26 protein-coding genes are annotated in these 25,571 nt (G+C 64.8%); 13 read left to right on the top strand and 13 right to left on the bottom strand.

Annotated elements, in window-relative coordinates; translation table 11 throughout:
- The first annotated feature begins 19 nt into the window (after positions 1 to 19).
- Together NDO48_RS07040 and NDO48_RS07035 are read left to right on the top strand one after the other, a co-directional pair.
- A complete protein-coding gene (locus tag NDO48_RS07040) occupies positions 20 to 853 on the top strand; it encodes an aldo/keto reductase (protein ID WP_018430450.1) in 834 nt (277 codons plus the stop codon).
- Positions 854 to 1,059: 206 nt separating this feature from the next.
- A complete protein-coding gene (locus tag NDO48_RS07035) occupies positions 1,060 to 1,521 on the top strand; it encodes a glyoxalase superfamily protein (RefSeq protein WP_018430451.1) in 462 nt (153 codons plus the stop codon).
- Between the two features lie 30 nt (positions 1,522 to 1,551).
- Here NDO48_RS07035 and NDO48_RS07030 read toward each other — a convergent pair whose 3' ends face one another.
- Together NDO48_RS07030 and NDO48_RS07025 are read right to left on the bottom strand one after the other, a co-directional pair.
- Entirely contained in the window at positions 1,552 to 2,745 is a 1,194-nt protein-coding gene (locus NDO48_RS07030) for a chloride channel protein (RefSeq protein ID WP_018430452.1), read from the bottom strand.
- Positions 2,746 to 2,753: 8 nt separating this feature from the next.
- Complete coding sequence (locus tag NDO48_RS07025; RefSeq protein WP_040456368.1) at positions 2,754 to 4,301, bottom strand: phospholipase D family protein; 1,548 nt, start codon at positions 4,299 to 4,301, stop codon at positions 2,754 to 2,756.
- Positions 4,302 to 4,636: 335 nt separating this feature from the next.
- Between NDO48_RS07025 and leuD the strand changes: the two genes are divergently transcribed.
- Positions 4,637 to 5,242, top strand: coding sequence for a 3-isopropylmalate dehydratase small subunit (gene leuD / locus NDO48_RS07020; RefSeq protein WP_018430454.1), 606 nt, complete (start codon positions 4,637 to 4,639; stop codon positions 5,240 to 5,242).
- A 74-nt stretch (positions 5,243 to 5,316) separates the two neighbouring features.
- Here the strand turns inward: leuD and NDO48_RS07015 are convergent, their stop codons facing one another.
- Positions 5,317 to 5,946 (bottom strand): LysE family translocator, encoded by a 630-nt coding sequence (locus tag NDO48_RS07015; RefSeq protein WP_026227694.1) that lies wholly within the window; start codon positions 5,944 to 5,946, stop codon positions 5,317 to 5,319.
- Between the two features lie 244 nt (positions 5,947 to 6,190).
- On the opposite strand from NDO48_RS07015, the gene NDO48_RS07010 reads away from it, so the two are divergent.
- The 4 genes from NDO48_RS07010 to leuB all read left to right on the top strand — a co-directional run bounded on the left by NDO48_RS07010 (position 6,191) and on the right by leuB (position 9,482).
- Positions 6,191 to 7,021 (top strand): hypothetical protein, encoded by an 831-nt coding sequence (locus tag NDO48_RS07010; protein ID WP_157632826.1) that lies wholly within the window; start codon positions 6,191 to 6,193, stop codon positions 7,019 to 7,021.
- 7 nt (positions 7,022 to 7,028) lie between these two features.
- Positions 7,029 to 7,409 (top strand): RidA family protein, encoded by a 381-nt coding sequence (locus NDO48_RS07005; RefSeq protein ID WP_018430457.1) that lies wholly within the window; start codon positions 7,029 to 7,031, stop codon positions 7,407 to 7,409.
- 16 nt (positions 7,410 to 7,425) lie between these two features.
- Positions 7,426 to 8,229: an endonuclease/exonuclease/phosphatase family protein gene (locus tag NDO48_RS07000; protein WP_026227695.1), complete on the top strand. Its 804-nt coding sequence runs from the start codon at positions 7,426 to 7,428 to the stop codon at positions 8,227 to 8,229.
- Between the two features lie 149 nt (positions 8,230 to 8,378).
- Positions 8,379 to 9,482 (top strand): 3-isopropylmalate dehydrogenase, encoded by a 1,104-nt coding sequence (gene leuB / locus NDO48_RS06995; RefSeq protein ID WP_018430459.1) that lies wholly within the window; start codon positions 8,379 to 8,381, stop codon positions 9,480 to 9,482.
- Between the two features lie 65 nt (positions 9,483 to 9,547).
- On the opposite strand, the gene NDO48_RS06990 is transcribed toward leuB, so the two are convergent.
- The gene (locus NDO48_RS06990; RefSeq protein WP_267321199.1) at positions 9,548 to 10,315 is read right to left on the bottom strand and encodes a DUF805 domain-containing protein; all 768 of its coding nucleotides are present in this window, start codon (positions 10,313 to 10,315) and stop codon (positions 9,548 to 9,550) included.
- Positions 10,316 to 10,608: 293 nt separating this feature from the next.
- Here NDO48_RS06990 and NDO48_RS06985 point away from each other — a divergent pair, with 293 nt between their 5' ends.
- Positions 10,609 to 12,498 carry an ABC transporter ATP-binding protein/permease gene (locus NDO48_RS06985; protein ID WP_026227697.1) on the top strand — a complete coding sequence of 630 codons (1,890 nt, stop codon included), beginning with the start codon at positions 10,609 to 10,611 and terminating at the stop codon, positions 12,496 to 12,498.
- Positions 12,499 to 12,602: 104 nt separating this feature from the next.
- Here the strand turns inward: NDO48_RS06985 and NDO48_RS06980 are convergent, their stop codons facing one another.
- From NDO48_RS06980 to NDO48_RS06965, 4 genes are all read right to left on the bottom strand, one after another.
- Positions 12,603 to 12,968 (bottom strand): DUF779 domain-containing protein, encoded by a 366-nt coding sequence (locus NDO48_RS06980; RefSeq protein ID WP_018430462.1) that lies wholly within the window; start codon positions 12,966 to 12,968, stop codon positions 12,603 to 12,605.
- A 154-nt stretch (positions 12,969 to 13,122) separates the two neighbouring features.
- Positions 13,123 to 14,640 carry an aldehyde dehydrogenase gene (adh, locus tag NDO48_RS06975; RefSeq protein ID WP_018430463.1) on the bottom strand — a complete coding sequence of 506 codons (1,518 nt, stop codon included), beginning with the start codon at positions 14,638 to 14,640 and terminating at the stop codon, positions 13,123 to 13,125.
- Between the two features lie 141 nt (positions 14,641 to 14,781).
- Positions 14,782 to 15,750, bottom strand: coding sequence for a helix-turn-helix domain-containing protein (locus tag NDO48_RS06970; protein ID WP_018430464.1), 969 nt, complete (start codon positions 15,748 to 15,750; stop codon positions 14,782 to 14,784).
- A gap of 208 nt (positions 15,751 to 15,958) precedes the next feature.
- Positions 15,959 to 16,618: a GNAT family N-acetyltransferase gene (locus tag NDO48_RS06965; RefSeq protein ID WP_018430465.1), complete on the bottom strand. Its 660-nt coding sequence runs from the start codon at positions 16,616 to 16,618 to the stop codon at positions 15,959 to 15,961.
- A gap of 143 nt (positions 16,619 to 16,761) precedes the next feature.
- Here NDO48_RS06965 and NDO48_RS06960 point away from each other — a divergent pair, with 143 nt between their 5' ends.
- The 5 genes from NDO48_RS06960 to NDO48_RS06940 all read left to right on the top strand — a co-directional run bounded on the left by NDO48_RS06960 (position 16,762) and on the right by NDO48_RS06940 (position 20,833).
- Positions 16,762 to 16,893: a hypothetical protein gene (locus NDO48_RS06960; protein WP_018430466.1), complete on the top strand. Its 132-nt coding sequence runs from the start codon at positions 16,762 to 16,764 to the stop codon at positions 16,891 to 16,893.
- A 107-nt stretch (positions 16,894 to 17,000) separates the two neighbouring features.
- A complete protein-coding gene (locus NDO48_RS06955) occupies positions 17,001 to 18,035 on the top strand; it encodes an aspartate-semialdehyde dehydrogenase (protein ID WP_018430467.1) in 1,035 nt (344 codons plus the stop codon).
- 4 nt (positions 18,036 to 18,039) lie between these two features.
- On the top strand, positions 18,040 to 18,507 hold the full coding sequence (locus tag NDO48_RS06950; protein ID WP_018430468.1) for a GNAT family N-acetyltransferase: 468 nt from the start codon (positions 18,040 to 18,042) through the stop codon (positions 18,505 to 18,507).
- 70 nt (positions 18,508 to 18,577) lie between these two features.
- Positions 18,578 to 19,813, top strand: coding sequence for a glycosyltransferase (locus NDO48_RS06945; RefSeq protein ID WP_081623533.1), 1,236 nt, complete (start codon positions 18,578 to 18,580; stop codon positions 19,811 to 19,813).
- A 114-nt stretch (positions 19,814 to 19,927) separates the two neighbouring features.
- Positions 19,928 to 20,833 carry a bestrophin family protein gene (locus NDO48_RS06940; protein WP_267321198.1) on the top strand — a complete coding sequence of 302 codons (906 nt, stop codon included), beginning with the start codon at positions 19,928 to 19,930 and terminating at the stop codon, positions 20,831 to 20,833.
- On the opposite strand, the gene NDO48_RS06935 is transcribed toward NDO48_RS06940, so the two are convergent.
- From NDO48_RS06935 to NDO48_RS06915, 5 genes are all read right to left on the bottom strand, one after another.
- The gene (locus tag NDO48_RS06935) at positions 20,824 to 21,234 is read right to left on the bottom strand and encodes an ACT domain-containing protein (protein ID WP_018430471.1); all 411 of its coding nucleotides are present in this window, start codon (positions 21,232 to 21,234) and stop codon (positions 20,824 to 20,826) included. The two genes, NDO48_RS06940 and NDO48_RS06935, sit on opposite strands and share 10 nt — an antisense overlap.
- On the bottom strand, positions 21,231 to 21,746 hold the full coding sequence (locus NDO48_RS06930; RefSeq protein WP_018430472.1) for a cupin domain-containing protein: 516 nt from the start codon (positions 21,744 to 21,746) through the stop codon (positions 21,231 to 21,233). The genes NDO48_RS06935 and NDO48_RS06930 overlap by 4 nt, the downstream gene beginning before the upstream one ends.
- A 76-nt stretch (positions 21,747 to 21,822) precedes the next feature.
- A complete protein-coding gene (locus NDO48_RS06925; protein ID WP_198292879.1) occupies positions 21,823 to 24,348 on the bottom strand; it encodes a putative bifunctional diguanylate cyclase/phosphodiesterase in 2,526 nt (841 codons plus the stop codon).
- Between the two features lie 443 nt (positions 24,349 to 24,791).
- Entirely contained in the window at positions 24,792 to 25,184 is a 393-nt protein-coding gene (gene rpsP, locus NDO48_RS06920; RefSeq protein ID WP_018430474.1) for a 30S ribosomal protein S16, read from the bottom strand.
- Between the two features lie 57 nt (positions 25,185 to 25,241).
- Positions 25,242 to 25,568 carry a chorismate mutase gene (locus NDO48_RS06915; RefSeq protein ID WP_018430475.1) on the bottom strand — a complete coding sequence of 109 codons (327 nt, stop codon included), beginning with the start codon at positions 25,566 to 25,568 and terminating at the stop codon, positions 25,242 to 25,244.
- Positions 25,569 to 25,571 lie beyond the last annotated feature (3 nt).

Genomic DNA, 25,571 nt, shown 5'->3' with positions numbered 1-25,571 from the left:
CCCAACCAAGGAGAACACCATGAAATTCGTGACCGCCAATGGCGCGACGATCCCCGCTCTCGGCTTCGGAACCTTCCGCATGCCCGGCAAGGAAGTGCTCGAGGTCGTGCCTGAAGCCATCAGGCTCGGCTTCCGCCACATCGACACCGCCCAGATCTACGGCAACGAGGCCGAGGTCGGCCAGGCGATCCGGAAGTCGGGCACGGCGCGCGGCGACATCTTCCTGACCACCAAGGTGTGGGTCGACAAGTTTCGCCATGCCGACTTCCTGAAGTCGGTCGACGAAAGCCTGAAGAAGCTTGCAACCGACCATGTCGACCTTCTCCTGCTGCATTGGCCAAACGAGGTGGTACCGCTGGCCGAGCAGATCGGCGCGCTGAACGAGGTCCGGCAGGCCGGCAAGGTGCGCCACATCGGCGTCAGCAACTACAATTCCGCGCTGATGGCTGAAGCCGTGGAGCTGAGCGCCGCCCCCATCGTCACCAACCAGGTCGAGTACCACCCCTATCTCGACCAGGCCAAGGTGCTGGAAACGGCGCGACGGCTCGGCATGTCGGTGACGGCCTACTACGCCATGGCCGACGGCAAGGTTCTTTCCGATCCGCTGCTCAAGGATATCGGTGCCCGCCACAACAAGACGCCGGCGCAGGTGGTGCTGCGTTGGCTGGTGCAGCAGGACGGCGTCATCACGCTGTCGAAGACCTCGACGCTGAAGCGGCTGCCGGAGAACTTCGCCATCTTCGATTTCGAGCTGTCGCCGATCCAGATGAAGGCGATCCATGCGCTTGCCACTGCAAGCGGCCGCATCGTCAGCCCGGCGGGCCTGGCGCCCGCATGGGATCAGGCGGCCTGAGGGCCAAGCCGGCGCGGCAGTTGACGTGGCGTCGGCTTCTTCCTATCTGAGGGCGGTCAAGGGCGGGAAGCCCCTGCTGCCCGCAGCCGCAAGGCACGGTGAAGCTTCCCTCGAAACCTTCGTTTCCCTGTCGATGCGACGGCCGAAGCGGCAATGCGGGCTCCCGACTTTTAACACGCCGTTCGCCAATCGCGAAGGAGCGAAACATGACCAACGGTCAGACCCCGACCGACTACAAGACCAATGCCCGCCGGCTGCGCGACGCGCTCGCCGCCGAGGGTTTTGACATCAGCCACGCCAAAGCTCTCGAACTGGTAGCCAAGCAGAACGGCGCTCGCGACTGGAACACGCTTTCGGCCCGCTCGACAGCGATCTCCGAGGCGACCGGGACCGACGAGCTCAAGGCCGGCGCACCCTTTGCCGTCGGCGAGAACGTCGCCGGCACCTTCAATGGCAATCCGGCCAAGGGCCGCGTCATCGGGCTTGAGGAAACCATCAAGCCGGACCTCTGGCGCGTCACCGTGGCCTTCAACCCGCCGGTGAATGTGTCGACTTCGACACTGTTTTCGTCGGAGCGCCGGCGCATCCAGATGGTGGTGGGCGCCGATGGCCGCTCGCGCCGCCTGACCGGCACCGAGACCGGCGTGATGACGCTCGCACGCGCCTGACCGGACACACAAGGGCCGCCTACGGCGGCCCTAATGCGCCGGCTTCGGCGCAATCATGCTGCCGGCATAACCGCACAGGGCGCCGACGCAGATCGGCCCGAACAGCGAACCGTCGACCACAAACAGCATGATCAATATTGCAGCGATCGGCCGGCCCAGCCCGGCCGTGGCGGCCCCGCTCATGCCGGCCGCGATAGCGACTGCCGGGTGGATACCGGGCGCAACCGCAAGCACCGAAGCTCCCGCCGCTGCACCCGAAAAGATCAACGGAAAGATCGCCCCGCCAAGCCATCCCGTCGACAGGCAGAGCACGGCCGCCAGCACCTTGAGCAGGCCGAGCAGTAAAAGGGTGGCCATGCCGGCGGCTGCCGCCCATTCGAGCATGGCGCCGATCTCGTGATGACCGGAAAAACGCAGGATCGGCAGAACGGCGGCGACAAGACCGAAGGCAACACCGCCCAGGACCGGTTGCCAGAAGGCCTGCGGGACCAGGCGCTGGACCAGCCTTTTGGCGGCCGGCAGTGCAAACAGAAAGGCCACGCCAACCGCCGCCCCGAGCAGGGCCGGCACGACCGATAGCAACAGGTCGCTGCCGTCTCCCGGCGCGGCATAGGCCGGCAGCGTGATGCGGTGGAGGCCGCCTGAAAGCAGCAGCCGCGCGGCGACCAGAAAGCCCAGCAATCCGCACAGGCCGGCAAACAGCAACAATGCGCGCGGCGCCTCTGATGTCTCGTCGGCATAGGCGGCGCCGCCAAGCGGCGAGCCGTAGAAGCCCGAGAGCGCGCCAGCGGCACCGGCCTCGCCGATGATGCGCGCTTCGGCATGACTGCGGCCGAGAAAGACGGCGATCGCGGCCGTGAGTTCGGCCACCACGGCCAAGAGTCCGGCCTCCGGGCCGACGGCGCCACCGAAAGCCACCGCGATCACCGCGGCGAACCCGACGAGAAGCGCCTTGCGGCGGTGGATGTGGATGGGATCGCGCAGCGCAGCGATCTGTTCGTCGACACTGTCTGTCGCGCCGAGATGCCTGGTGACGCCGATGAGCACGCCGCCTGCTATCGCCACCGCAAGAATGTACCAGCTGGACTCGCCGACCGACCACACCAGTGCGCTGGCACGTTGCATCAGCCACAGCATGACGCCTGCGGCGACACCGGCCAGCAAGCCGACCCCGCCGGCAAGAAGCCCGAGCCTGACGATCTGCGTCTTCGACAGCGACGTCATCCTGCCTCCTAGAGCATCCATTCGATGGGCAGCCAGCCGAGCACGACGACGAGTGCGCGCTTGACCACCCCGCTGTGCGGATCGGACGAGAAGCTTTGCGGCGCCTCGCCGGGGCGGCTCGCCGTCCACGACAGCTTTCCCTCCGGCGTCAGCGACACTGTGTAGGCGTCCTCGGGGATCCGGTTGTCGAACGCGCCCGATATCGTCTGCGCCATGGCAGGGCTATCGATGAGGAAGCCCATCTCGCAGTTGAGCAGCGCCGAGCGGGGATCGAAGTTGAACGAGCCGATGAAGATCCTGTCGTCGTCGACCGAGAAGGTCTTGGCGTGCAGGCTGGCACCGGACGAGCCAATGACGTTGAGTTCGGCATCGCCGTCGGGCGCGCCCTCGACGGGCCTCAGCTCATAGAGCTTCACGCCGCCCTCGAGCAGACCGCGCCGGTACTTGGCGTAGCCGGCATGCACCATTGCGACGTCTGTCGTCTCCAGCGCGTTGGTGAGGATGCGCACCTGGGCGCCGGCTCTGGCGAGGCCATCGAAGTAGTCCGTGCCAGCCTTGCCCGGGACGAAGTAGGCCGACACCAGGTCGAGGCCTTTGCTGACCGGGCCTATCACCTTGGCCAGCTGGGCAATCATCAGCTGGTCTTTGGTCGCCTTGCCCTCGCCCTTCGACGGATCGTCGACGACCAGCTTGACGTCGACCCATTCGAGCCCGAGCGCGCCGCTGCGCAGCCGCTTGTAGATGGGTGCGTCGGGGGTGATGAATTCGGCCGCCTCGGGCCGTGCCGCAGCTTCGTCGGTCTCGGCCAGGAAGGTCTCCAGATTGGCCGCGGACATGTCGAGGATGCTTTCGGCGGCAAACACCGAGGCGCTGTTCCAGTAGCGGTCAAAGGCGGCGGACGTGTCCTGCACGACCGGGCCCGTGCCGAGCACGTCGAGGTCGAAATAATAGGACTCGTCGCCCACCTTGAAATATTCGTTGCCGACATTGCGCCCGCCGACGATGGCCGCCACGCCATCGACGATGAACGACTTGTTGTGCATGCGCCGGTTCATACGGAAGAAGTCGAAGGTGTAGCCGAGCATTTTGGGCCGGCGTACCGTCGACGGATTGAACAGCCGGACCTCAAAATTTGGCTGCGCGGCCAAGGTCGCCATCGTCCGGTCGAGACCGGGAACGCCATTGTCGTCGAGCAGCAGGCGCACTCGCACACCACGTTTCGACGCCTCGTAGAGCGCCCGCAGCAGGAGGCGGCCGGAAGTGTCGTCGTGCCAGATGTAATATTGCGCGTCGATCGAGTGCGTCGCGACCGCAGACATAACCAGCCGGCTGGCGATGGCATCGTGACCGCCGGCAATCGGCACCACGCCGCTCTTGCCCGGATTGGCGCTGCTGCCCTCGCCGGCCATCCGGCCCAGCACCCCGTCGGTGACGGCAGGCAGCGCGGCTTCAGCAGGGCGGCCTTCGATGGAGGGCAACGGAAAGAGCAGGCGGGCGACGACAATGGCGACGGCTGCAGCCAGAAGCAGGGCAAGGACTGCCTTGATCACTCTCATTCGGCCGTCCTCGCACCGGGTTTGCGTTGCAGGCACCCCGCGCCCTGTTAAAGCGCAAGCAAGTCCCCGATGACAAGCCATGGCTGCATCGGCGACGCCCACAAGCCGAACGGGGATTCATCGCGAGACCCCGATTGTTGCCTGGCGCGAACCTGATTTCGGCCGGTGCTTACGTCGCTTCGGAACGGGGCCTTGAGGGGGCGTCCGTGCCCAGCGAGCCATCGCTCGATGCCGCAGCCGGGCTTCCCCAGCGTCGAAACGCTTTGATTCCCGGCCAAGCTTGTGTAAAGCGAGGCAAGCAAAAATCCCCCGCAACAGCCAGACGGGCAAAAGCCATGGAAAAATTCACCAAGCTCACGGGCGTCGCCGCCCCCCTGCCGATCGTCAATGTCGACACCGACATGATCATCCCCAAGGATTATCTCAAGACGATCAAGCGCACGGGCCTTGGTACCGGGCTTTTCGCCGAGATGCGCTACAATGAGGACGGTTCGGAGAACGCCGAATTCGTGCTTAACAAGCCGGCCTACCGCAAGGCCGAGATTCTCGTCGCCGGCGACAATTTCGGCTGCGGCTCGAGCCGCGAGCATGCGCCATGGGCGCTGCTCGACTTCGGCATCCGTTGCGTGATCTCGACGTCGTTCGCCGACATCTTCTACAACAACTGCTTCAAGAACGGCATCCTGCCGATCACCGTCAGCCAGGAAGATCTGGACAAGCTGATGGACGATGCCGAGCGCGGCGCCAACGCCACCATCTCGGTCGATCTCGAAGCCAAGGAAATCCGCGGCCCCGACGGCGGCGTGGTCAAGTTCGACCTCGACGATTTCCGTCGTCACTGCCTGCTCAACGGCCTCGACGATATCGGCCTGACTATGGAAAAGGCCGGCTCGATCGACACCTATGAAAAGAAAGTCGGCGATAGCCGTCCCTGGGCCTGATCGCCCCCCCCACTTCATAGCTGAGAAGACCAAAGCCCCGTTCCATCGAACGGGGCTTTTTCCTTGGATGCGGTTCACCAGAGCGTACGCAGGGAGGACAAGGTGGTGACCACAAGTGCAGCTGCGAAGGCGAGATTGACGATACGTGATAGCAATGGCCGCCGCAGCAGGCCTGCAAAGGCTGTGCCGGCGCCGAACCAGGCAAAGTGGATGACTACGATCAGCGCCAGCAGAATCGCCGTCTTCACCGACGTCTCAATCAGCTCCGGCCGCAATCCGAGCTGGGTTCCGGCAAAGACCGCGCCGATGACGACATAGGCCTTCGGATTGGCAAGCGCGAGCAGCAGGCCGCCGGTGAAGCCAGGGGCCAACGCCTGGGCCGGCGTCTCGGCAAGCGGCGGCGCCGTCGCGATCGCAAAGGCCAGATAGAGGATGTAGAGCGCCGACAGGCCGAGCAGCAGCGGCGCCAGCCTCGGTTGCGACAGGACTACCGACGCAAGCCCCGCGGCGACCGCGACAAGCACGACGCTGGTGCCGATGATGACCCCCGCGAGATAGGGCAACGAGCGTCGCAATCCGAACGCGCTGCCAAGCGCCGTGACGCTGATGGTCGAGGGACCGGGGCTGCCCATAACGACCAGCGCGGTGGCAATGAGTGCGAGAACGGGCTCGATGGCCGGTACTGCGAAAAGCTGCTGCTGCACGATCAACCTCCTGGCATTGCTGCTGTGCGGGCCAGCCTGGAGCCAGGAGGCATGTCTCGTCTTGAAGGTTTGTGCGAGCCGGCCGAAGGCGAGCCGCGCCGCCACCGCGCCCTGGCGTATAGCTGTCGCAGCCGCCGGCGGCTGACACTGTGCCCATGCCATGCCATTGTCGTGCCTCGGGATTCGGGGCATGCGCACGACTGCGCCTCGGCACATCGCTCACGCCCAGCCAATGGAGCGCCGCATGAAACCATCCATTCTTCTTGTAACCGTATCGATCGCGCTTTTGCCGACGCTCGCCATTGCCCAGGACAGCGAGCCGCAGACCATTGCCTTCGAAGGCGGCAACTTCACCATCAAGGAGAACGCCGAGGGCGAGAAGGTGCTTGCCTATGAAGGCAAGGAACTGGCCAAGAACTACGTCGCCTTCCACGACCGCACGGTCGATCTCAACGGCACCAAGGTGGCGATCTTTGCGATAGGCGACGGCGGCAACGCCTGCGGGCCGGAAACCGTGCTCGCCTGGAAGACCGAGGCGGGCATCCAGTCCACTGTGGTCGGCGATGGCGAATGCGGCACCCCGCCAGCTGCCGCGACCAGCGACACGCTCTATTTCGTGCCCTACCTGCTGCCAGGCACCAAGTCGCCCGTTCGCAAATGGTCGCCGGGAGACGGCCTGTCCATGGCCGGCGAGCTGGCCTTCACGCCGCAGCCTGACACGACCTGGGCCAACTTAAAGGTCGAAGACGTCCTCTACCCCGTCGACTTCTTCGACAACGCCGACATCTACAAAGCAGCGAGCGCCATGTTGGGCGACAAGCTCGAAGGCGTCGCGCTGGGCCTCTCGGTGTCGAGCGGTCCGGAAAAGACGACCTCGGGCCTGGTCTTCGCAACCGGCTGCGTGCCCCATGCCTGCGGCATCAACGATTCCTTCATCGGCATCGATGCCGGCGGCAGGAAGCTCTATTTCGCCAGGCAGGGCGATGCGTCGGAGCCGGACACCTGGCCAGCATTGGCCGAATGGCCGGCCGAATTGAAGGGCGCGATGACCAAGTCGTTGATACAGGGAGAATGAGAAAGAGATGCGCAAACTGATTTCGACCGGATCGCCCTTCGAAAAGACTGCCGGCTATTCACGCGCCGTGGTCCAGGGAGATTGGTGCTTCGTTTCCGGCACGACGGGCTACGACTACGCCACCATGACCATGCCCGACAACGTGGAGGCGCAGACGCGCAATTGCCTGGCGACCATCGCCAAGGCGCTCAAGGACGGCGGCTTCGATATGGCCGACGTGGTGCGCGCGCATTACTACATCACCGACCAGGCCTATGTGGACCTGGTGTTCCCGATCCTCGGCGAGACCTTCGGCGACATCCGGCCGGCAGCGACGATGATCGTCTGCCAGCTCAACAAGCCGGAGATGAAGATCGAGATCGAGGTGACGGCGCTGAAGCGTTTGTGACCGCAAGGGGGACTGCTTGCGCATCCTATCGTTGAACGGCTGGGGCGGCAGGCTCGGCGAGGAACTTGTCACCTATGTCGGGGACGCCGAGCCTGATGTGCTCTGCCTGCAGGAGGCGACCAGCACGCCAGCGGCAACCTCCCCGTGGCTTACCTATCGTGATGGCGGCGGCGAGCTCTTGCAGCGCGCCAACCTGTTTGCCGAGGTGGCCAGCGCACTGCCCGACCACCAGGCGTTCTTCTGCCCCGCCGCGCGCGGCCCTCTCCATGACGGCGACCGGATGCTGCAGTCGGAATGGGGACTGGCGACCTTCGTCAGGTGCTCGCTTCCAATCGTCGGACAGATGCAGGACTTTATCCACGGCGCCTTCTCGGCCGACGGCTTCGGTGAGCACCCGCGCTCGCGCAACGCCCATGCCGTCCGACTGCACGACTACGCGACCGGGCGGACAACAGTCGTCGTTCATCTCCACGGCCTGCGCGAGCTCGACGGCAAGGGCGACTCCCCTGCCCGCGACGCCCAGACGGCAAGGCTGATCGAGCTGATCGACAGGATACGTCACCACGGCGACGGGCTCGTCGTCTGCGGCGACTTCAACGTGCTGCCCGAGAGCCGGATGCTTTCGGCTTTGCGCGACATCGGGCTGACCGAACTGGTGACGTCGCGTGGCTTCACCGACACCCGGACCTCGCATTACCTGAAATCGCCGCGATATGCCGACTATATGCTGGTCAGCGGCAACGCCGATGTGCGCGGCTTTGAGGTGGTCGAGGAACCCGAGATATCCGATCACCGCGCGCTGCTGCTGGAGATTGGGTAGGTCACCTCGGAGCCGATGAAGACACAAATCGCGAAAAACAGGAGCTGGTGGAGTCATTTGGCCGCTCTGGCACGCCCTTTCCTGCTTGCACCGACGCCCTGCCAAGGCTAGCAAGTCCGCGGTTCACGCATCTTTCGGAAAGGCTTTCCATGGCGACGCGCAATCTTCTTCTCCTGCCCGGCGACGGCATCGGCCCCGAGGCCATGGCCGAGGTCCGCAAGCTGATCTCGGCGATGAACGAGAAACTCGGCAGCGGCTTCACCACCGAGGAAGGTCTCGTCGGGGGCTCGGCCTATGACGCGCACGGCCAGGCGATCTCGGATGCCGACATGGCCAAGGCGATGGCGGCTGACGCCGTGCTGTTCGGTGCAGTCGGCGGCCCGAAGTGGGACGCAGTTCCCTATGAGGTGCGCCCCGAGGCCGGCCTTTTGCGCCTGCGCAAGGACATGGAGCTGTTTGCCAACCTGCGTCCGGCGATCTGCTACCCGGCGCTGGCCGGCTCGTCGTCGCTCAAGCAGGACGTGGTCGAAGGCCTCGACATCCTGATCGTGCGCGAGCTGACCGGCGGCGTATATTTCGGCGAGCCGAAACAGATCATCGATCTCGGCAACGGCCAGAAGCGCGGCATCGACACGCAGGTCTACGACACCTTCGAGATCGAGCGCATCTCGGGCGTCGCCTTCGAACTGGCTCGCACCCGCAAGAACCGCGTGACGTCGATGGAAAAGCGCAACGTCATGAAGTCGGGCGTATTGTGGAACGAGGTGGTGACCGCCACCCACAAGGCCAGGTATGCCGATGTCAAGCTCGACCACATGCTGGCCGACGCCGGCGGCATGCAGCTGGTACGCTGGCCCAAGCAATTCGACGTCATCGTCACCGACAACCTGTTCGGCGACATGCTGTCTGATGTCGCGGCGATGCTGACCGGCTCGCTCGGCATGTTGCCTTCGGCCTCGCTGGGCGCGCCCGACGCGCTTACCGGCAAACGCAAGGCGCTCTACGAGCCAGTGCACGGCTCGGCGCCCGACATCGCCGGCCAGGGCATCGCCAACCCGATCGCCATGCTCGCGTCATTTGCCATGTGCCTGCGCTACTCGTTCAACATGGTGGCCGAGGCCGACCGCCTCGAGGCCGCGATTGCCGCTGTCCTCGACGACGGCCTGCGCACCAAAGACATCATGTCGGAAGGCAAGACCGAAGTCGGCACCACTCAGATGGGTGACGCCATCGTGGCGAAGTTCTTCGCCTGATTGCCGACTGAAGAACTGAAAACGGCGCCCTTGGGCGCCGTTTTTCTTTGTCCTTGTTGATGTCGCTACGCATCCGGGATGTAGAGCGCGGGCACGCTTACGCCCTCCGGCACCGGCCCCCACTTGTTGTCGTGCTTCTGCGACGGCAGCAAGGTGAAGACCAGAAGCACAAATCCGCCAAAGGGTACGAAGATCAGCAGATAGAACCAGCCGGACAAGCCGAGATCGTGGATCCTCCGAACGGTGACGGCAATGCTGGGCAAGACCATGGCCAGGCCGAAGGCGCTGAGCAGGAAGAGCACCATGATCGGCAGACTCTGCTCATCCTGGCCGGAGACTGCAGCGAAGATGCCGATCAAGGCGCCGAGCACCACTCCGCCCAGGATCATGAACAGCGTGAAAGCCCAATATTCCTTGCGACGTGCACGGCCGCTGAAATTGACATAGTTCGTCGTGATCGCTCGCCAAAAGTAAGACCACAGTCCAGTTGACGGTTCGCCATAGGCTGCATCGCTGTAGGCGGGTTCGTATCTCGGCGCGCGAGGCACGGCCTGCGCCGGAGCCGGCTGGCTGTCCGCCACGCCGCGGCGGCCGAACTGCGGCACCGATCGTCCGGGTTGAGGCATCGGTCCGGCACTGCGCGCAACAGGCGCATGAATGGGAAAGACGTCGCGGGCCTGTCCGCCTGACGGGGTGAACTCGACCTCCGTTCCCTTGCCGACTGCCATCGCCTGGCGCAGGTCCTCGCGCGCGAAGCCGTAGCGGTTGCCGTCGGCGCCTTCGATAAAGCCGAAGCCTTGCGCCTCGTCGTAATGTAGCATTTCCCCGCGCATGATCCCTCCGGCGGCTGATCTCTAACAACTGTGAGCAGAGTTTTTCACACCCGGCAAGTCCGGCGCGCAGCCACGCCCGGCCTGTGTTCCCACCGGCACAGATGCCGCGAAAACAACGCCGCCAATGCATCTCCCGATATAATCCGGTTTGAGAAACGGCCACTCATGTTACCCTTCGCTAAAAGGGCAATGGGGTAGGGAACGTAGTGATTCGGGTCGGCAGACCTCGCTACCTATCGATGACATGGCGACGCGGCGCCTCAAGGCCGCCTCCCCGGACGCCGGTCTCGGCGATGCGAAGCTTCTGGGGCCTGATGCGGGCCTACTGGTTCTCGGATCGCTGGAAGGAAGCCTGGGGGCTGACGCTGGTGATAGCCCTCCTGACCGCACTTTCCAGCAAGGCCAGCGTATGGATGGCCGAAGCCTCGGGCGAACTGGTCAATTCGATCGCCTTCTTCCACGATCCCGCCAACGTGACGCCGCTTGCGTCATTGCTCACCGCCGCCGGCACGCTCTTCATTCTCGTGCTGCTCAAGGATGCCGGCTTCACGGGCATCCGCCACCTCTTCTCCACGACATTGCATCGCAAATGGCGGGGCTGGCTCGATGGCCGCTTCAACGCCGCTCTGCTCGATGCCAACCACACCCATTTCCACGTCCAGCACGACGCCGGCGAGGGCCGGGCTGCGCCCGACAACATCGACCAGCGGGTCCAGGACGCCATCAAGGGCATGACCGGCGGTGCCATCGGCCTGGCGATGGGGGTGATGAGCGTCGCCACCTCGCTGTTCTTCGTCGGCCAGAAATTGTGGGAGACATCGGCGCCGGTGCGTGGGCTCGAATTCCTCGGCGACTATGGCAGCTTCGTTCTGGCGCTAGGCGCGGTCGCCGCCTACGTGCCGCTCAACACCTTCATCGCCATGAAGCTCGGCGGGCTGATGGAGCGGTTGAACGTCAGGATGCAGCAGGCCGAAGGCAGCTATCGCGGCGAGATGAACACGCTTCTGCGCCGCAGTTTCCACGTCGCCGCATCGCGTGGAGAAGGCGTGCAGCAGGCCATGCACGAGCGCCACTACCGCGACATCGACAAGACCTGGGCCCGCCTGAACACGGTCAATGCCGGCTACATGTCGTTCGAGCTGATTTACAATTTCGTCGCCGCCCGCTTCATTGCCTACGGTCCGGGGCTGATCCCCTACATGCAGGGCCAGATCAATCTCAAGGGCTACGTCACCGGCGCCGAGCTGGTGAACTCACTGATCGGGCAATGCTCCTGGTTCATCCAGGTGATGCCGGCGATCGCCACGCTGCGCGCCAACAGCGTGCGGGTGATCGACCTGGCCGAGGCAATCGAAAACGTTCAGCAGCCGCAGCAGCACTATGGCCGAACGGGCCAGGCCGAATTCCGCTTCGCCAGCCAGCACGCCGTCTTCGGACTTGCCTTGCGCAACCTGGAACTGATGCATCGCGGCAGCGACGTGCAACCCTTCCTGACGGTGACCAGCCTGCGCTTCCGGCGCGGCGAATGGAGCTTCGTGCGCGGTGAATCCGGCTGCGGCAAGACCTCGCTGGTCAAGGCGATCAACGGGCTCTGGCCGTATGGCCGCGGCGACATCGTCTTTCCCGAGAACGTTTCGGCCTTTTACGCCACTCAGGACGTGAAGCTGCCGCAAGTCACGCTCAAGCAGCTCGTCTGCTTGCCGGGCAGCGCCGAGGGCCATTCGGAGGCGAAGGTGGCGGTGGCGCTGCACAAGGCCGGCCTCGGCGACTTCATCGAGCATCTCGACAGCGAATTGCATGACGGCAGGATATGGGAACAGGTCTTCTCCGGCGGGCAGAAGCAGAAGCTCGTCGCCGCCCGCATCCTGCTGCACCAGCCGGGCCTGCTGTTCCTCGACGAGGCCACCGGCGCGCTCGACCACGAGGCCAAGATCGCCTTCCACCGCGCCATCAAGGACAATTGCCCCGGCGTGACCGTCATCAGCGTCATGCACGACCCCGTGCCGCCGCGCGCCGCCGACGGCAGCGAATTCTATGACAGCATCGTCAGCATCGCCGACGGCACAGCCACCAAACAGGCCATATCGAGCCTGCCAGCCGAGTTGACCACCCTGCTCGACCAGCCCCTGCCGGTCCGGCCCTGGCCGAAGCGCGGCCAGCGCGTCAAGCTCACCGACAGGTAGCCCTAGAGGCCTTCCGCTTTTCTTCGAATCGCGGAAACCCTCCATCTCTTTGTTTTTGCGCTATTCCGGACGGAAAACCGCTGCGCACTTTTCCTGAAATTACTCTAGACGCTGCCTGGCAGCGGCACGGCGCAGATGATGGAGCGGGTGAGAAACCGCTTCTCGCGGCCATTGTCGAGCGAGAACATGCCGCCGCGCCCCGGCACCACATCAATGATCAGGTCGGTGTGCTTCCAGGCTTCGTATTGCGAGGCGCTGATGTAGACGGGCGTGTCACCGATGGTGCCCATCAGCACGTCGAGGTCGCCGACGATGAAGTCGGAGCGCGGATAACACATCGGCGACGAGCCGTCGCAGCAGCCGCCGGACTGGTGGAACAGCACCGGCCCGTGGTCGGCGATGATCTCGTCGAGCAGGGCGACGGCGCCGGGTGTTGCCGAGACCTTGTCGAGAGGATGATGCGAGGACATGAGTGGGTTCCGGTTCTTCCTTGTCCCCGCCTGCAGGGAGAAGGGCCACGAAGTGACGGATGAGGGGCGGCGCGAACGCGGTCGGGTCAGCGCTGCCCCTCACCTGCCTGCCGGCATCCTCTCCCCGTGAACGGGGAGAGGAACGCTCGTCATCTCAGAAAAACCCGAGCTTCTTCGGGCTGTAGCTGACCAGCATGTTCTTGGTCTGCTGGTAGTGGTCGAGCATCATCTTGTGCGTCTCGCGGCCGATGCCCGACTGCTTGTAGCCGCCGAAGGCGGCGTGCGCCGGATAGGCGTGGTAGCAGTTGGTCCACACGCGCCCGGCCTGGATGGCGCGGCCGAAGCGGTAAAGCCGGTTGGCATCGCGGCTCCAGATGCCGGCACCGAGGCCGTACAGCGTGTCGTTGGCGATCGACAGCGCATCGTCATCATCCTTGAAGGTGGTGACCGAGACAACAGGCCCAAAGATCTCCTCCTGGAAGATGCGCATCTTGTTGTGGCCCTTGAACACGGTCGGCTTGACGTAATAGCCGCCGGCGAGGTCACCGGGCAGATGCGCGCGCTCGCCGCCGGTCAGCACCTCAGCGCCCTCCTGGCGGCCGATGTCCATATAGGACAGGATCTTCTCCAGCTGCTCCGACGAGGCCTGCGCGCCGATCATGGTGGCCGGATCGAGCGGGTCGCCCTGGACAATTGCCTCGACGCGCTTCAGCGCGCGTTCCATGAACTTGTCGTAAATCTTCTCATGCACCAGCGCCCGGCTCGGGCAGGTGCAGACCTCGCCCTGGTTGAGCGCGAACATGACGAAGCCTTCGATCGCCTTGTCGAAGAAGTCGTCGTCTTCCGCCGTCACGTCCTGGAAGAAGATGTTGGGCGACTTGCCGCCGAGTTCGAGCGTCACCGGGATCAGGTTCTGCGAGGCGTATTGCATGATCAGCCGGCCGGTCGTCGTCTCGCCGGTGAAGGCGATCTTGGCGATGCGCGGGCTCGACGCCAGCGGCTTGCCCGCCTCGAGGCCGAAGCCGTTGACGATGTTGAGCACGCCCTCGGGCAACAGGTCGCCGATCAGGTCGGCCCACAGCATGATGGTGGCGGGCGTCTGCTCGGCCGGCTTCAGCACCACGCAATTGCCGGCGGCGAGCGCCGGCGCCAGCTTCCAGCAGGCCATCAGCAGCGGGAAATTCCACGGGATGATCTGGCCGACGACGCCCAGCGGCTCGTGGAAATGATAGGCGACGGTGTCGTCGTCGATCTGCGACAGGCTGCCCTCCTGGCCACGCAGCGCCCCGGCGAAATAGCGGAAATGGTCGATGGCGAGCGGCACGTCGGCGGCGGTCGTCTCGCGGATCGGCTTGCCGTTGTCCCAGGTCTCGGCCAGCGCCAGACAGTCGAGGTTTTCCTCCATGCGGTCGGCGATGCGGTTGAGGATCAGCGCGCGGGTCGCGGGCGCAGTCTTGCCCCAGGCGTCCTTGGCCTTGTGGGCGGCATCGAGTGCTGCCTCGATGTCGGCTGCGTCGGAGCGGGCGACCTCGCCCAGCGGCCGGCCGGTGACCGGCGAGACGTTTTCGAAGTAGCGGCCCGATTTCGGCGCCACCCACGCACCACCGATGTAATTGTCGTAGCGCTTGGCGAAGGGGATCTTGGCCGTGCGCGAGAATTCCACCTTGTTCATCTCTTCCTCCCGAGAAGCGGCACCGCAGGATGCGGCGCGTCGACAAAGAGCGTCGGAGATGTTGCGAAAGCTGTCAGCCCCAGGGGAAGCGATGGCAGGCGGCGACTGTCGCAGTTCTGCGACAGTCGGGCGCTGCAAAACTCAATGGTCGCGGCGGATGCCCAGCCGGTTGAGCTTGCGGTGCAGCGTCGCCCTGGAAATGCCGAGCTTCTGGGCCGCCGCCGAGACGTTGCCGTCGGCGCGGGCCAGCGCGCGATGCAGTGCCGCGCGTTCGGCCTCGTCGAGGTCTCCCGACACCCGCTGGGGCATGCCCAGAAGGTCGGCGACCGGCAGCCGGCGCTCTAGCTGCTCGCGGGTGATGCCGTGGGCGAGGCGCGCCTGCCTGGTGGCGCCGATGACCAGATCGTCGGCGTCGACGGCCACCATGGCGCCCGGATTGCGCTCGGCAGCCGGCGTCAGCAGGATGCGCGCCTCGGGGAAAGCGAGACGGAAATTGTCGGCCTCGATGCGGCGGGCGGCGTCGTTCACCGCGAGGGCGATGAGATTGACGAAACCTTCGGTCAGGTCGGCCCGACAGGACGAAACATCAAGTGCGGCGGCGACATTGCCCTCATGATCGTAGATCGGCGTCGTGGTGCAGGACAGCGCCGTGTTGCGGGCGAAGAAATGCTGGTCGCGGTGGATGGTGAGCGCCCGCTGTTCGACAAGGCAGGTACCGATGCCGTTGGTGCCTTCGCTTTCCTCGCTCCAGATGGTGCCGGTCCACAGGCCCCATTTGTGGAAGGTCTGGTTGTCGGAGATCGCGCCCCGCCGTTCTATCGGCACGCCGTCGCGATCGGCCAGCAGAACGCAGCAGCCGACGCCGCCGACGGCGAGATAGAGCCGGTCGAGGCTCGCTTGCGCGGCATGGATCAGCGGTTCGATGCGTTGGCGCGCGTCGCGCAACTCCTGCTCGGTGAGGCGCTGCGGCGGCTTGTGCTCGCCGGGGTCGAGACGATGCAGCCGCGACGACCGCCGCCAGGACGCCACCAGCGCCGAGCGTGCCGCCTCGTCGGAAGCGACCGCAGCCTGCACGGCATCCTCATGCCGTCCAAAAAACTGTCCGCTCATAAGCTCCTCCCAAAGCCCGGACCATTCCTGCTGCCATGCGCGGCGGACCATGCCGCCAAGCTGCCGATCCTCCAGAGTTCGGCCGCCCCGTCAATTCGCCATAAGAACAAGGCCGTCACAAGGACGGCGCCCGCTGTAGCCAAGCATATATAACGAATGTTCAGGCACAAGGGATCAACAATTGCGGAGCATCAGCGACGCAAGCCTGCTATCGCCGTGCCCTGATCTCGGTCATCGACCGCAGCTGCCTGCCATCCAGGAAATTGGCCGGCTCCAGCCACTCTTCCATGACGGCGCGACAGGCCGGCCACTCGGACGACAGCATCGAATACATGCAGATATCTCTTGCCAGCCCCTTGAGCAGCAAACCTTCGCGCAAGGTCCCTTCATAAGTGAAGCCGAGCCGGTCGGCGGCAATTCGCGACCGGTTGTTCTCGGCGGTGCAGGTCCATTCCAGGCGGCGATAGCCAAGCCCCTCGAAGACGTGGCGCATGACCAGATAGAGTGCCTCGCTCGCAAGCGTCGTGCGTTGCATGCTTGACGTGAACAGCACGTAGCCGAGCTCGACGACCTGATGTGCGGCCCTCGCTTCCATCAGGCACAACCAGCCCAGCACGGCGCCCCGAAGATCGATGACGGCGAAAAACGCCCGCTTCGGGTCGGAGACAAGCACATCGACATGGGCGGCGAATGCGGTCTCGTCGGCAAACGGCCCGACCTTCATCTCGGCCCAGGCGGCAGCGACGTTCTCGTCATGCGAAAGCCGGTAGAGCGTGACGGCATCGGAGGCTTCAAGTGGCCGGAGACTGCCATGACGACCGCCAATGACGGTCGCAACCGGCAGTTTCGCATCGATTGGCTCGCCCATTGGCCTGATCCCGCATCTGCGCCTCGACGAGAATAGTACAAGGCAATTCAAGTTTGCCAAAGACACTACCCTCGGCAACCTGCGCGCGCGATTGACTCTTCGCCGAAACCCGATAAAAGCGGCGGCGAACAGGGAACCCTCCGATGCGCGGCCTCTTGATGGCGCTTTTCGCATTCGATTTCCCCGGCCACGACAGAAGTCGTGCCGGGCGCGGAGCCGTTTCCCTGCTTTCGACCAAAACCATGGCCAAAACCACCACCACCAAAACGGTGTGATTTCCCTTGGCCTGCTCACCCTCTCCCGGGTCTGGCCCGGGGGATGAAGCCCGCGCTGGCCAGCGGGTTTTCTCCAGGAACGAGCGGAGAGGGACAGGAGTGATCTGATGGGTTTCAAGGTTGCGATCGTCGGCGCCACGGGCAATGTGGGCCGCGAAATGCTCAATATCCTCGAGGAACGCGGCTTCCCCGCCAGCGAAGTGGTGCCGCTGGCATCGCGCCGCAGCCAGGGCACCGAAGTGTCCTATGGCGACAAGACGCTGAAGGTGAAGGCGCTCGACACCTACGACTTCTCCGACACCGACCTCTGCCTGATGTCGGCCGGCGGCAATATCTCCAAGGAATGGTCGCCCAAGATCGGCAAGCAGGGTTGCGTCGTCATCGATAATTCGTCGGCCTTCCGCTACGACCAGGACGTGCCGCTGATCGTGCCGGAAGTGAACCCGGACGCCATTGCCGGCTTCACCAAGAAGAACATCATCGCCAACCCGAACTGCTCGACCGCCCAGATGGTTGTGGCGCTGAAGCCGCTGCACGACAAGGCCAAGATCAAGCGCGTCGTCGTTGCGACCTACCAGTCGGTGTCGGGCGCCGGCAAGGAAGGCATGGACGAGCTGTTCACCCAGACGCGCGCCGTCTTCGTCGCCGATCCGGTCGAAGCCAAGAAGTTCAGCAAGCGCATCGCCTTCAACGTCATTCCACACATCGACGTCTTCATGGAGGACGGCTACACCAAGGAAGAGTGGAAGATGGTCGCCGAGACCAAGAAGATGCTCGACCCCAAGATCAAGCTGACGGCCACCGCCGTGCGCGTGCCTGTCTTCATCGGCCACTCCGAAGCCGTCAATGTCGAGTTCGAAGAGCCGATCACCGCCGACGAGGCGCGCGACATCCTGCGCGAAGCGCCGGGCTGCCTGGTCATCGACAAGCATGAGGACGGCGGCTACGCCACGCCGCTCGACTCGGCCGGCGAAGACGCCACTTACATCTCTCGCATCCGCGAGGACGGCACGGTCGACAACGGCCTGGCGATGTGGATCGTCTCCGACAACCTGCGCAAGGGCGCGGCCCTCAACGCCGTGCAGATCGCCGAACTTCTGGTCGAGCGCGGCCTGATCAAGCCGAAGCAGAAGGCCGCCTGACGCCATGTTCGATGTCGTGCTGCGTCCGGCCGAAGCCGGCGACGCACACGACATCGCCCGCGTCCTGAGGGCGGCGCTTGCTGCCTTCGAGTGGATGCCACAACTCCACACGCCGGACGAGGACTTGTATTTCGTCCGGCATGTGCTCCTCGCCCACCAGGCTGTCACCGTCGTAACCGCCGCAGACCGCATCGTCGGCTTCATATCGATCAAGGACGACTGGGTCGAACAGCTCTATTTCGATCCGGACTGGACCGGCCGCGGCATCGGCAGCCGCCTCCTGCGGCACGCCACATCGACCATGCCCCGCGTCCAGCTCCATTGCTTCCAGGCCAATTCAGGCGCACGCCGCTTCTACGAACGCCACGACTTCCGCGCGGAAGCCTTCGGCGATGGCTCGGGCAACGAAGAAGGCCTGCCTGATGTTCTCTATGTCCGCGAGGACCCGGCCGGTAGTTGGCTGAATGGTTGATCCCGGGCATTGCTTCGATACATTAGCGCCAAGTCATGGGTGGGTGGGTTGATGCATCGGAGACGGGAGCATGGCACGCGACAGCCTTGACGCTACCGGCAGCCTTGCCCAGGGCACGGGTCGGCCCCTGCGAATTCTGATGACGAACGCCGTCTTGAGGGCACGCAGCGGCACCGAAACGCTGGTGCGCGACATGGTCCTGGCGCTGCGTCGGCGCGGCCATTCGGTGGCAACCTTTGCGCCGGTCATCGGTCCGGCTGCAGCGGAAATCCGGGCGACGGGCTCGCCGGTGCTGACGTCGCTGGAAACGTTCGGCGAAGCGCCTGACATCATCCATGGCCATCATGCCGGTCCGACAATCGCAGCCCTGGCACGCTTTCCGGGCACACCGGCCATCTTCGTTTGTCACGATTTCACCAGCGAACTTGACGATCCTCCCATACATCCCCGGATCAGGCGCTATCTTCATGTTCGGTCCGGCCTGCGCGGCCGGCTTGTCGACGAATGCGGGGTGGACGCTTCGAAGATTGCCTTCTGGTCGAACACCGTCGACCTCCAGCGTGTAGGACGCGTCTTGGCGCCGCCACCGCTGCTGACAACGGCAGCGGTCTTCGCTCATCCAGGAGCGATCCCCTTCACACCAATGATCGCAGAGGCTTGCCGGCGGCACGGCATCGCCTTCCGCGGCGAGTTGGTTGGTAAGGTGGCCACCGACGTGGTGCAACGTCTTGACGGGATCGAACTGGCATTCGCCAGCGGGCGGATGGCACTCGAAGCCATGGCCAAGGGATGCGCGGTGATCAATGCCGACCGCTTCGGTATCGGCGGTCTTGTGACCACAGGCAGGTTCGACGACTTTGCAGCCATCAACTTTGCCTATGGTGCGCTGTCGGATGCAGCCTCGCCGGAGTTGCTCGATCGCGAGCTGACAGCTTACGGTGCGGACGATGCCCGAGCCGTAACCGCGCTCGTCCGGCGCGATTTCAGCAGCGACAGGGGCGCCCAGGCTCTGGAGACGATCTATCGCGAAGTCCTGTCTGAAAGGGAGTGGCCGCGCCGCGAAGCGGATGAGGACGAGCGCGCGCTGGCCGCCATCATCGAACGGTTTCTCCAGCAGCGGCGAATCTATGACCGCCGCTTCCTCAAGTTGCGGGAAGGGCTTGGCCCCAGCGAAGAGCTGCAACTCCTGATCGGCGAGCTGTCCAGCAGGGCGGCCGAGCTGTCGGAGGAGGTTCGCCGGCTCAGGCGTGGTGGGCTGCTGCGCCGGGTCATGGACAAGCTGACGGGCCGAACCTACGAAAAGTGATCCCAAGCCGCGCTCCGCTTCAGCTCCAAGAAATCGTCACGCCTGTCGCGATTGAGGGGATGACTTTGGCCGGTTCCGCGGCACAGTATCCGCTGCAAAGAGGTACCGCCCCACATGATCGTCCGCCCCCGCACGAACCTGCTCAAATTGTTCTTCGTCATGCGCGGGTCCGTCGTGCCGCGCATCCTGCCGCAGATCATCGGCTTTGCCGCCTATGGCGCCGTCGTGGTGGCGCTGGTGCAGGCGCTGGGGCTCGATTTCGGCAACGCCGGGGTGGCGCCCTTCGCGCTGCTCGGCGTGGCGCTGTCCATCTATCTCGGCTTCCGCAACAACGCCGCCTATGACCGCTGGTGGGAGGCGCGCAAGCTGTGGGGGCAGTTGGTGTTCGAGATCCGCAACCTGTGCCGCGCCTCCACCGCGATGATTTCAGAACGCGAGGCGCTGCGGCCGCTGCTGATGGATTCGCTCGCCTTCTGTCATTTCCTGCGCGGCGAACTGCGCCGGATCGATACGCGTGACGCGGCGCGCCCCTTCATCGGCGATGCCGTCGACGAAATCCACGCCGCCACCAACAGACCGGACGCCGTCATGCGGCGCATGGGTGGCAAGCTCGGCGCCCTCAAGCGCAGCGGCACGCTGGAAGCAATGGATTACCGCATCCTCGACGAGCGCCTGTCGGCGATGGCAGCACTTCAGGCCGGCTGCGAGCGCATCATGGGCACGCCCCTGCCCTTCGCCTACACGCTACTTTTGCAGCGCACGGCCTACATCTTCTGCCTGCTGCTGCCCTTCGGGCTCGCGGGCTCCGCCGGCTGGGGAACGCCGCTGTTCACGGCGCTGATCGCCTACACCTTCTTCGGCCTCGACGCGCTGTCGGAAGAGCTGGAGGACCCCTTCGGCATGGAGGCCAATGACCTCGCCCTCGATGGCCTTTGCCGCGTCTGCGAGATCTCGGTGTTCGAAGCGCTGGGCGAAACCCCACCGCAGATGCTTCCGGCCGAGCACTACTACTATTCGTGAGCAGCCGCCTCCGCCGCAAGCTGCCTCAGCAGCATCATCGCCTCCTCCGCTCGCCCTGCCGGCACGAACAGATGGTCATGGTAGTAGGCCGAGACCGGATTGACGCCCATGCCCGCGGAAGCGAGATGCGCAGTGATCGCGGCAAGAAAGCCGACCGCTTCGAGCGACGAATGGATATTCAGCGTGATCATCCGGCATGAAAAGGCCGCGGCAAGTCCAGCGCTCCTCGCGTCTGCCTCCCGCAGGATAAGGGTTGTGCCCTCTCGCTCGCGAAAGCTCATCACCGTATCCGGCGGCACCGGCGCTCCCTCCGGCACGGTCGCAAAGACATAGGTCTCGGGCCAAAGCTCCGGCTCCATGGAGGCCAGCAGGACGCCGAGGTCAGTCTCGCCCAAAGTCATCGCTTCGCCTGCTGCCTGCTCGCGTCGATACCCTCCCAGTACTCCATGACCGACGCCCCGCTGTAGCCTTCGCCCGTCAGCCGGACGCTGACGCGGCCCGATTCCGGATAGACAATGACGTCGTTGGGGTTGCGCTCGCCGATGATGATGTAGCGGCAGGGCGCGTCGGTGTGGTTGTACAGCGAATGGCCGACCTTCTGGCCGGCCGGGAAGCAGACATAATCGCCAGCCTTCATGACATACGTACGGTCGCCGAGCTTCAGCGTCGCCACACCGTCGAGGACGTAGAGATGCTCCTCCTCGAGCATGTGGTAGTGTGACGGGTTGGTTTCCTTGCCCGGCGGCAGCTCCTCCAGCGCCACGCCGACATGGCTGCCGCCGCCGAAGCTCGACAGGTGCCGGAAGCTGGAGCCGAAACGCTCGCCATGGCTGAAGACCTCCAGCGGCGCTTCGAGCGCCGAAAACGGCTCGTAGACGCCCTCTGGATTGATGGACGATTCTCTCTTCGACATGATTTTCCTCCGTTTGGCCGGAGGGTGGGATGGCTGACGGCCACGGTCAAGGCGGCAAGCTCGCCGAGGCATCACCTCATGCGACGTGGACTGCACCGCCGCAATAACTCTCGATGATGCGGGCGGCCCCTGTGCAGTCCACTGGCGGGCTGAACAGGAAGCCCTGGATTTCGCCGCAGCGCTCCTGCCTCAGCAGTTCGAGCTGTGCGCCGGTCTCCACGCCTTCAGCCGTCGTGTCGATGCCGAGATTGGCCCCGAGGCCGATGATCGCGCGCACGATGGCCATGGATTCGCGGCTGTTGCCGATATCGCGAACGAAGGATCGGTCGATCTTTAGCCGGCTGAATTGGAAGCGGCGAAGATAGCTCATGCTCGAATAGCCGGTGCCGAAATCATCGAGTGCAACCCGCACGCCGATGTCCTTGAGCCGCTGCAGCACGGCCAGATTTGCGCCCGTATCGGCAAGCAGCACGGATTCGGTGATCTCGATTTCCAGTCGCGCCGGCACAAGCCCGGATGCGGCCAGAGCCTGGCCGATATCCTCGGCGAGATGGCCGCCACGGAACTGCACAGCAGATGCGTTGACCGCGATAACGAGATCGGACGGCCAGTCAGCGGCGCGACGGCAGGCCTCGTTGAGCACCCAGCGGCCGATCGGCTCGATCATACCGGTCTCCTCGGCCAGCGGGATGAACTGCGCCGGCGAGACCATGCCGCGCCGGGGATTGCGCCAGCGCACCAGCGCCTCGAAGCCGCGCAGGCCGCCGGTCTTGACCGAGATGATCGGCTGGTAGTGAAGCTCGAGCTCCTGGTCGAGATCGGCACAGCGCAGCTCGAATTCGAGCTCGCGCCGGTCGCGCATCTCGGCGTCCATCTCCGGTTCGAAGAAGTGGAACGCACCCTTGCCCTCGCGTTTGGAGCGGTAGAGCGCGAGGTCGGCGCATTTGAGCAGCGCGCCGGTCTCGCGCGCATCGGCTGGCGCGATAGCCGCTCCGAGGCTCGCGCCGATCGTCAGCTTGTGGCCGTCATAAAGATGCGGTTCGCCGATGGCCTGGATGATGCGACGCGCCAGCGCCTCGACATCGGGACGGCTCAGCGCTCCACGCAGCAGGATTGCGAACTCGTCGCCACCGAGACGGGCGACGAGGTCGCTGCGGCGCAGCAGCCGACGAATACGGGCCGCGGTCTCGATCAGCAGGGAATCGCCCGCCGCATGGCCAAGCGTGTCGTTGACGACCTTGAAATCGTCGAGATCGACAAGCAGCAGAGCAAAGGGCTGGTGGCCGGCGACCGCAGTGGCCACAGCCTCCTCGATCTCCTGCGAGAAGGTGGTGCGGTTGCCGACGCCGGTCAGCGGATCGTGATGGGCAAGGAAGGAAATGCGATCCTCGGCGCGCTTGCGCTCGGTGATGTCGACGATGGTCGACAGCGTCGCGGGCGCCGCCCCGAAGCGGATGTGGCGGGCGTATTCGATGACATCAAGCTCGGTGCCGGTGGAAGTGCGGTGGCGGGCATGGCGCTCGCCCTCGATTGCTGCACTCGCCTGTCCGTCGCCGTGATCGAGGTCTTGAAGTCCAAGCGCCAGGAACTCGTCGCGGCTGCGACCATAGAGGTTGAGCGCCGCGGCGTTCACGCTCAGGAACGCGCCGCCCTCGGCCTTGCGCACATACATCGGCACCGGATTGTCGTCGAACAGCGAGCGGAACAGCGCTTCGCGGTTCTTGATCTCGCGCACGTCGGTCAGCGTTACGGCAAGCAGGCCGCCCGTCTCGACCACGCCGACCTGCAGCGACACCGCCTCGCCATCGAGGTCGTAGGCCAGCTCGAGCGAGGGTGCCGCCACGCCATGGGCGCGGGCCAGGCCAAGCTGGGCAAGCGCCTCCGACAAAGCCTGCGCCGCCCGTGCTTCGGACAGCAGCCGGAAACGGGTGTTTTCGGTCGAAAGGCCCAGCAGCCTTGCGGCGGCGTTGTTGACCGAGAGAATTTGGTAGTCGCGCATCTCGCCACCGGCGGTTTCCAGCGGGCTGAGCGCCAGGATGCCCTCGTCGGTCGAGTTGATCAACAGGCGGGCAAGGTCGATCTGGCTCTTGCGCGGGCGCGCGAAGACCATGAAATATTCGCCCGGCCAGCGGCAGGCCAGCGGCAGCGCCAGCACCTCGACGGTGGAGACCATGCCGTCGACCAGCGACCGGCAGAACGTCAGCTTCGGCGCAGCGGCGGCGCGGGCCTGGTCCATGGCGCTGGCAATTGCGCGGCGGAAGGCGAAGGGCAGCACGGAAAGCGTCGCTGCAGGCTCGGAAAGTCCGGCAATGGTGGTGAAGCGCGGACCGGCGCGCAGAATGAACCCGTCCTTGTCCGTTTGCAGGCGCAGCACCGCCATCTCGTCGGCGAAGCGGCCGATGCTGCCGAGCGCCAACTCTTCATAGGGCGGCAAGCCGCCATCGACGCGTGCAGCCTGCCAGCGGCGCAACACCAGCCTGACATCGTCGAACTCGGTATCGATATCAGGCGGCAGGTCGGCAGCGCGCATGACCGCCGGCCGCTCGGCGGCGCCGTCACGCGTTTCCGGCGGAAACGCCTTCGCCTTATCCCAAGCTCGCATTGCCAAAAGCATCCGGTCACCTGTCGCTGGTGCGACTGCCGATTTCCGCGGTCCGGCACTCGCCGGACGCCTGAAGGCATCGCATCTGTTGTCAGCATGCCGAACGTTTCGGCCCGACGGCACGGCCTCATGCCGGCACGGCAGGAAGGCCGGGCGCCGTCGCGGCGCAACCTATCGGGTGCAGGCTTACCGCCTGCTTAAGCGCAACGTCATATAAGTGTCATAGTGCGGGGACCGGCCCATGCCCTCGTCGCGTCCACGTCGTGGCCCGTTACCGTGATATCGCCGGTGGAAATCCCTATCGCGAGGACCGGCACACATCAACCTGCACGGGCACAGCAAAGTCGGAAGCGCCGCCCCTTCCATCCTCGACCAGTAGACTGGCGGGCACAAAAAAACGGGCAGGTTTCCCTGCCCGTTTACGTGTTCCGGGTACCCGGAAATTACTCGGCCGAAGCCTCGGCCGGGGCAGCAGCTGCAGCTGCGATGGCAGCAGCAGCGTCTTCCTGCGCCTTCTTGAGGGCAGCCAGACGCTCCTGGGCCTTCTTGCCCGGCTCGCCCTTGGTCGGGTTCGAGCGGGCTTCACGCTTGACGACGCCAGCCTCATCGAGGAAGCGGGCAACGCGGTCGGTCGGCAGGGCGCCGTTCGACAGCCAGTACTTGGCGCGGTCGGCGTCCAGCTTCATGCGGTCGCCGTCCTTGGGCAGCAGCGGGTTCCAGGCGCCGATCGCCTCGATGAAGCGGCCGTCGCGCGGGCTGCGGGCGTCAGCGATGACGATGTGGTAGTAGGGGCGCTTCTTCGAGCCGGCGCGGGCCAGACGGATCTTGAGGGACATTTTCTTACTCCTGGAGTGGTTCTGTCTTGGGTTCTTGGTCTTAAGTCTGTTCCGCCGTCAGGCGGAGGTAGTCTTGTCTGGCGCGCCATTGTGTTCGGCGGCCAGCATTTCGTGGTGACGGATCACCTCGCGGATGATGAAGTTAAGGAACTTCTCCGCGAAATCGGGATCGAGATGCGCATCGTCGGCAAGCCGGCGCAGACGCGCGATCTGGGTCTGCTCGCGCGCCGGGTCGGCCGGTGGCAGGCCATGGGTGGCCTTGAGCACGCCGACCGCCTGGGTGCAGCGGAAACGCTCGGCCAGCATATGGATGAGTGCTGCATCGATGTTGTCGATCGAAGCGCGCAGTTCCTGCAGCCGGGCCTTAGGGTCGATGTCGGTCATGGG

It is taken from the genome of Aminobacter sp. MET-1 (assembly GCF_026521175.1).
GTDB lineage: Bacteria > Pseudomonadota > Alphaproteobacteria > Rhizobiales > Rhizobiaceae > Aminobacter.
Note: the sequence above shows the minus strand (reverse complement) of the source record. Positions and strands in the feature narration are given on the sequence as shown.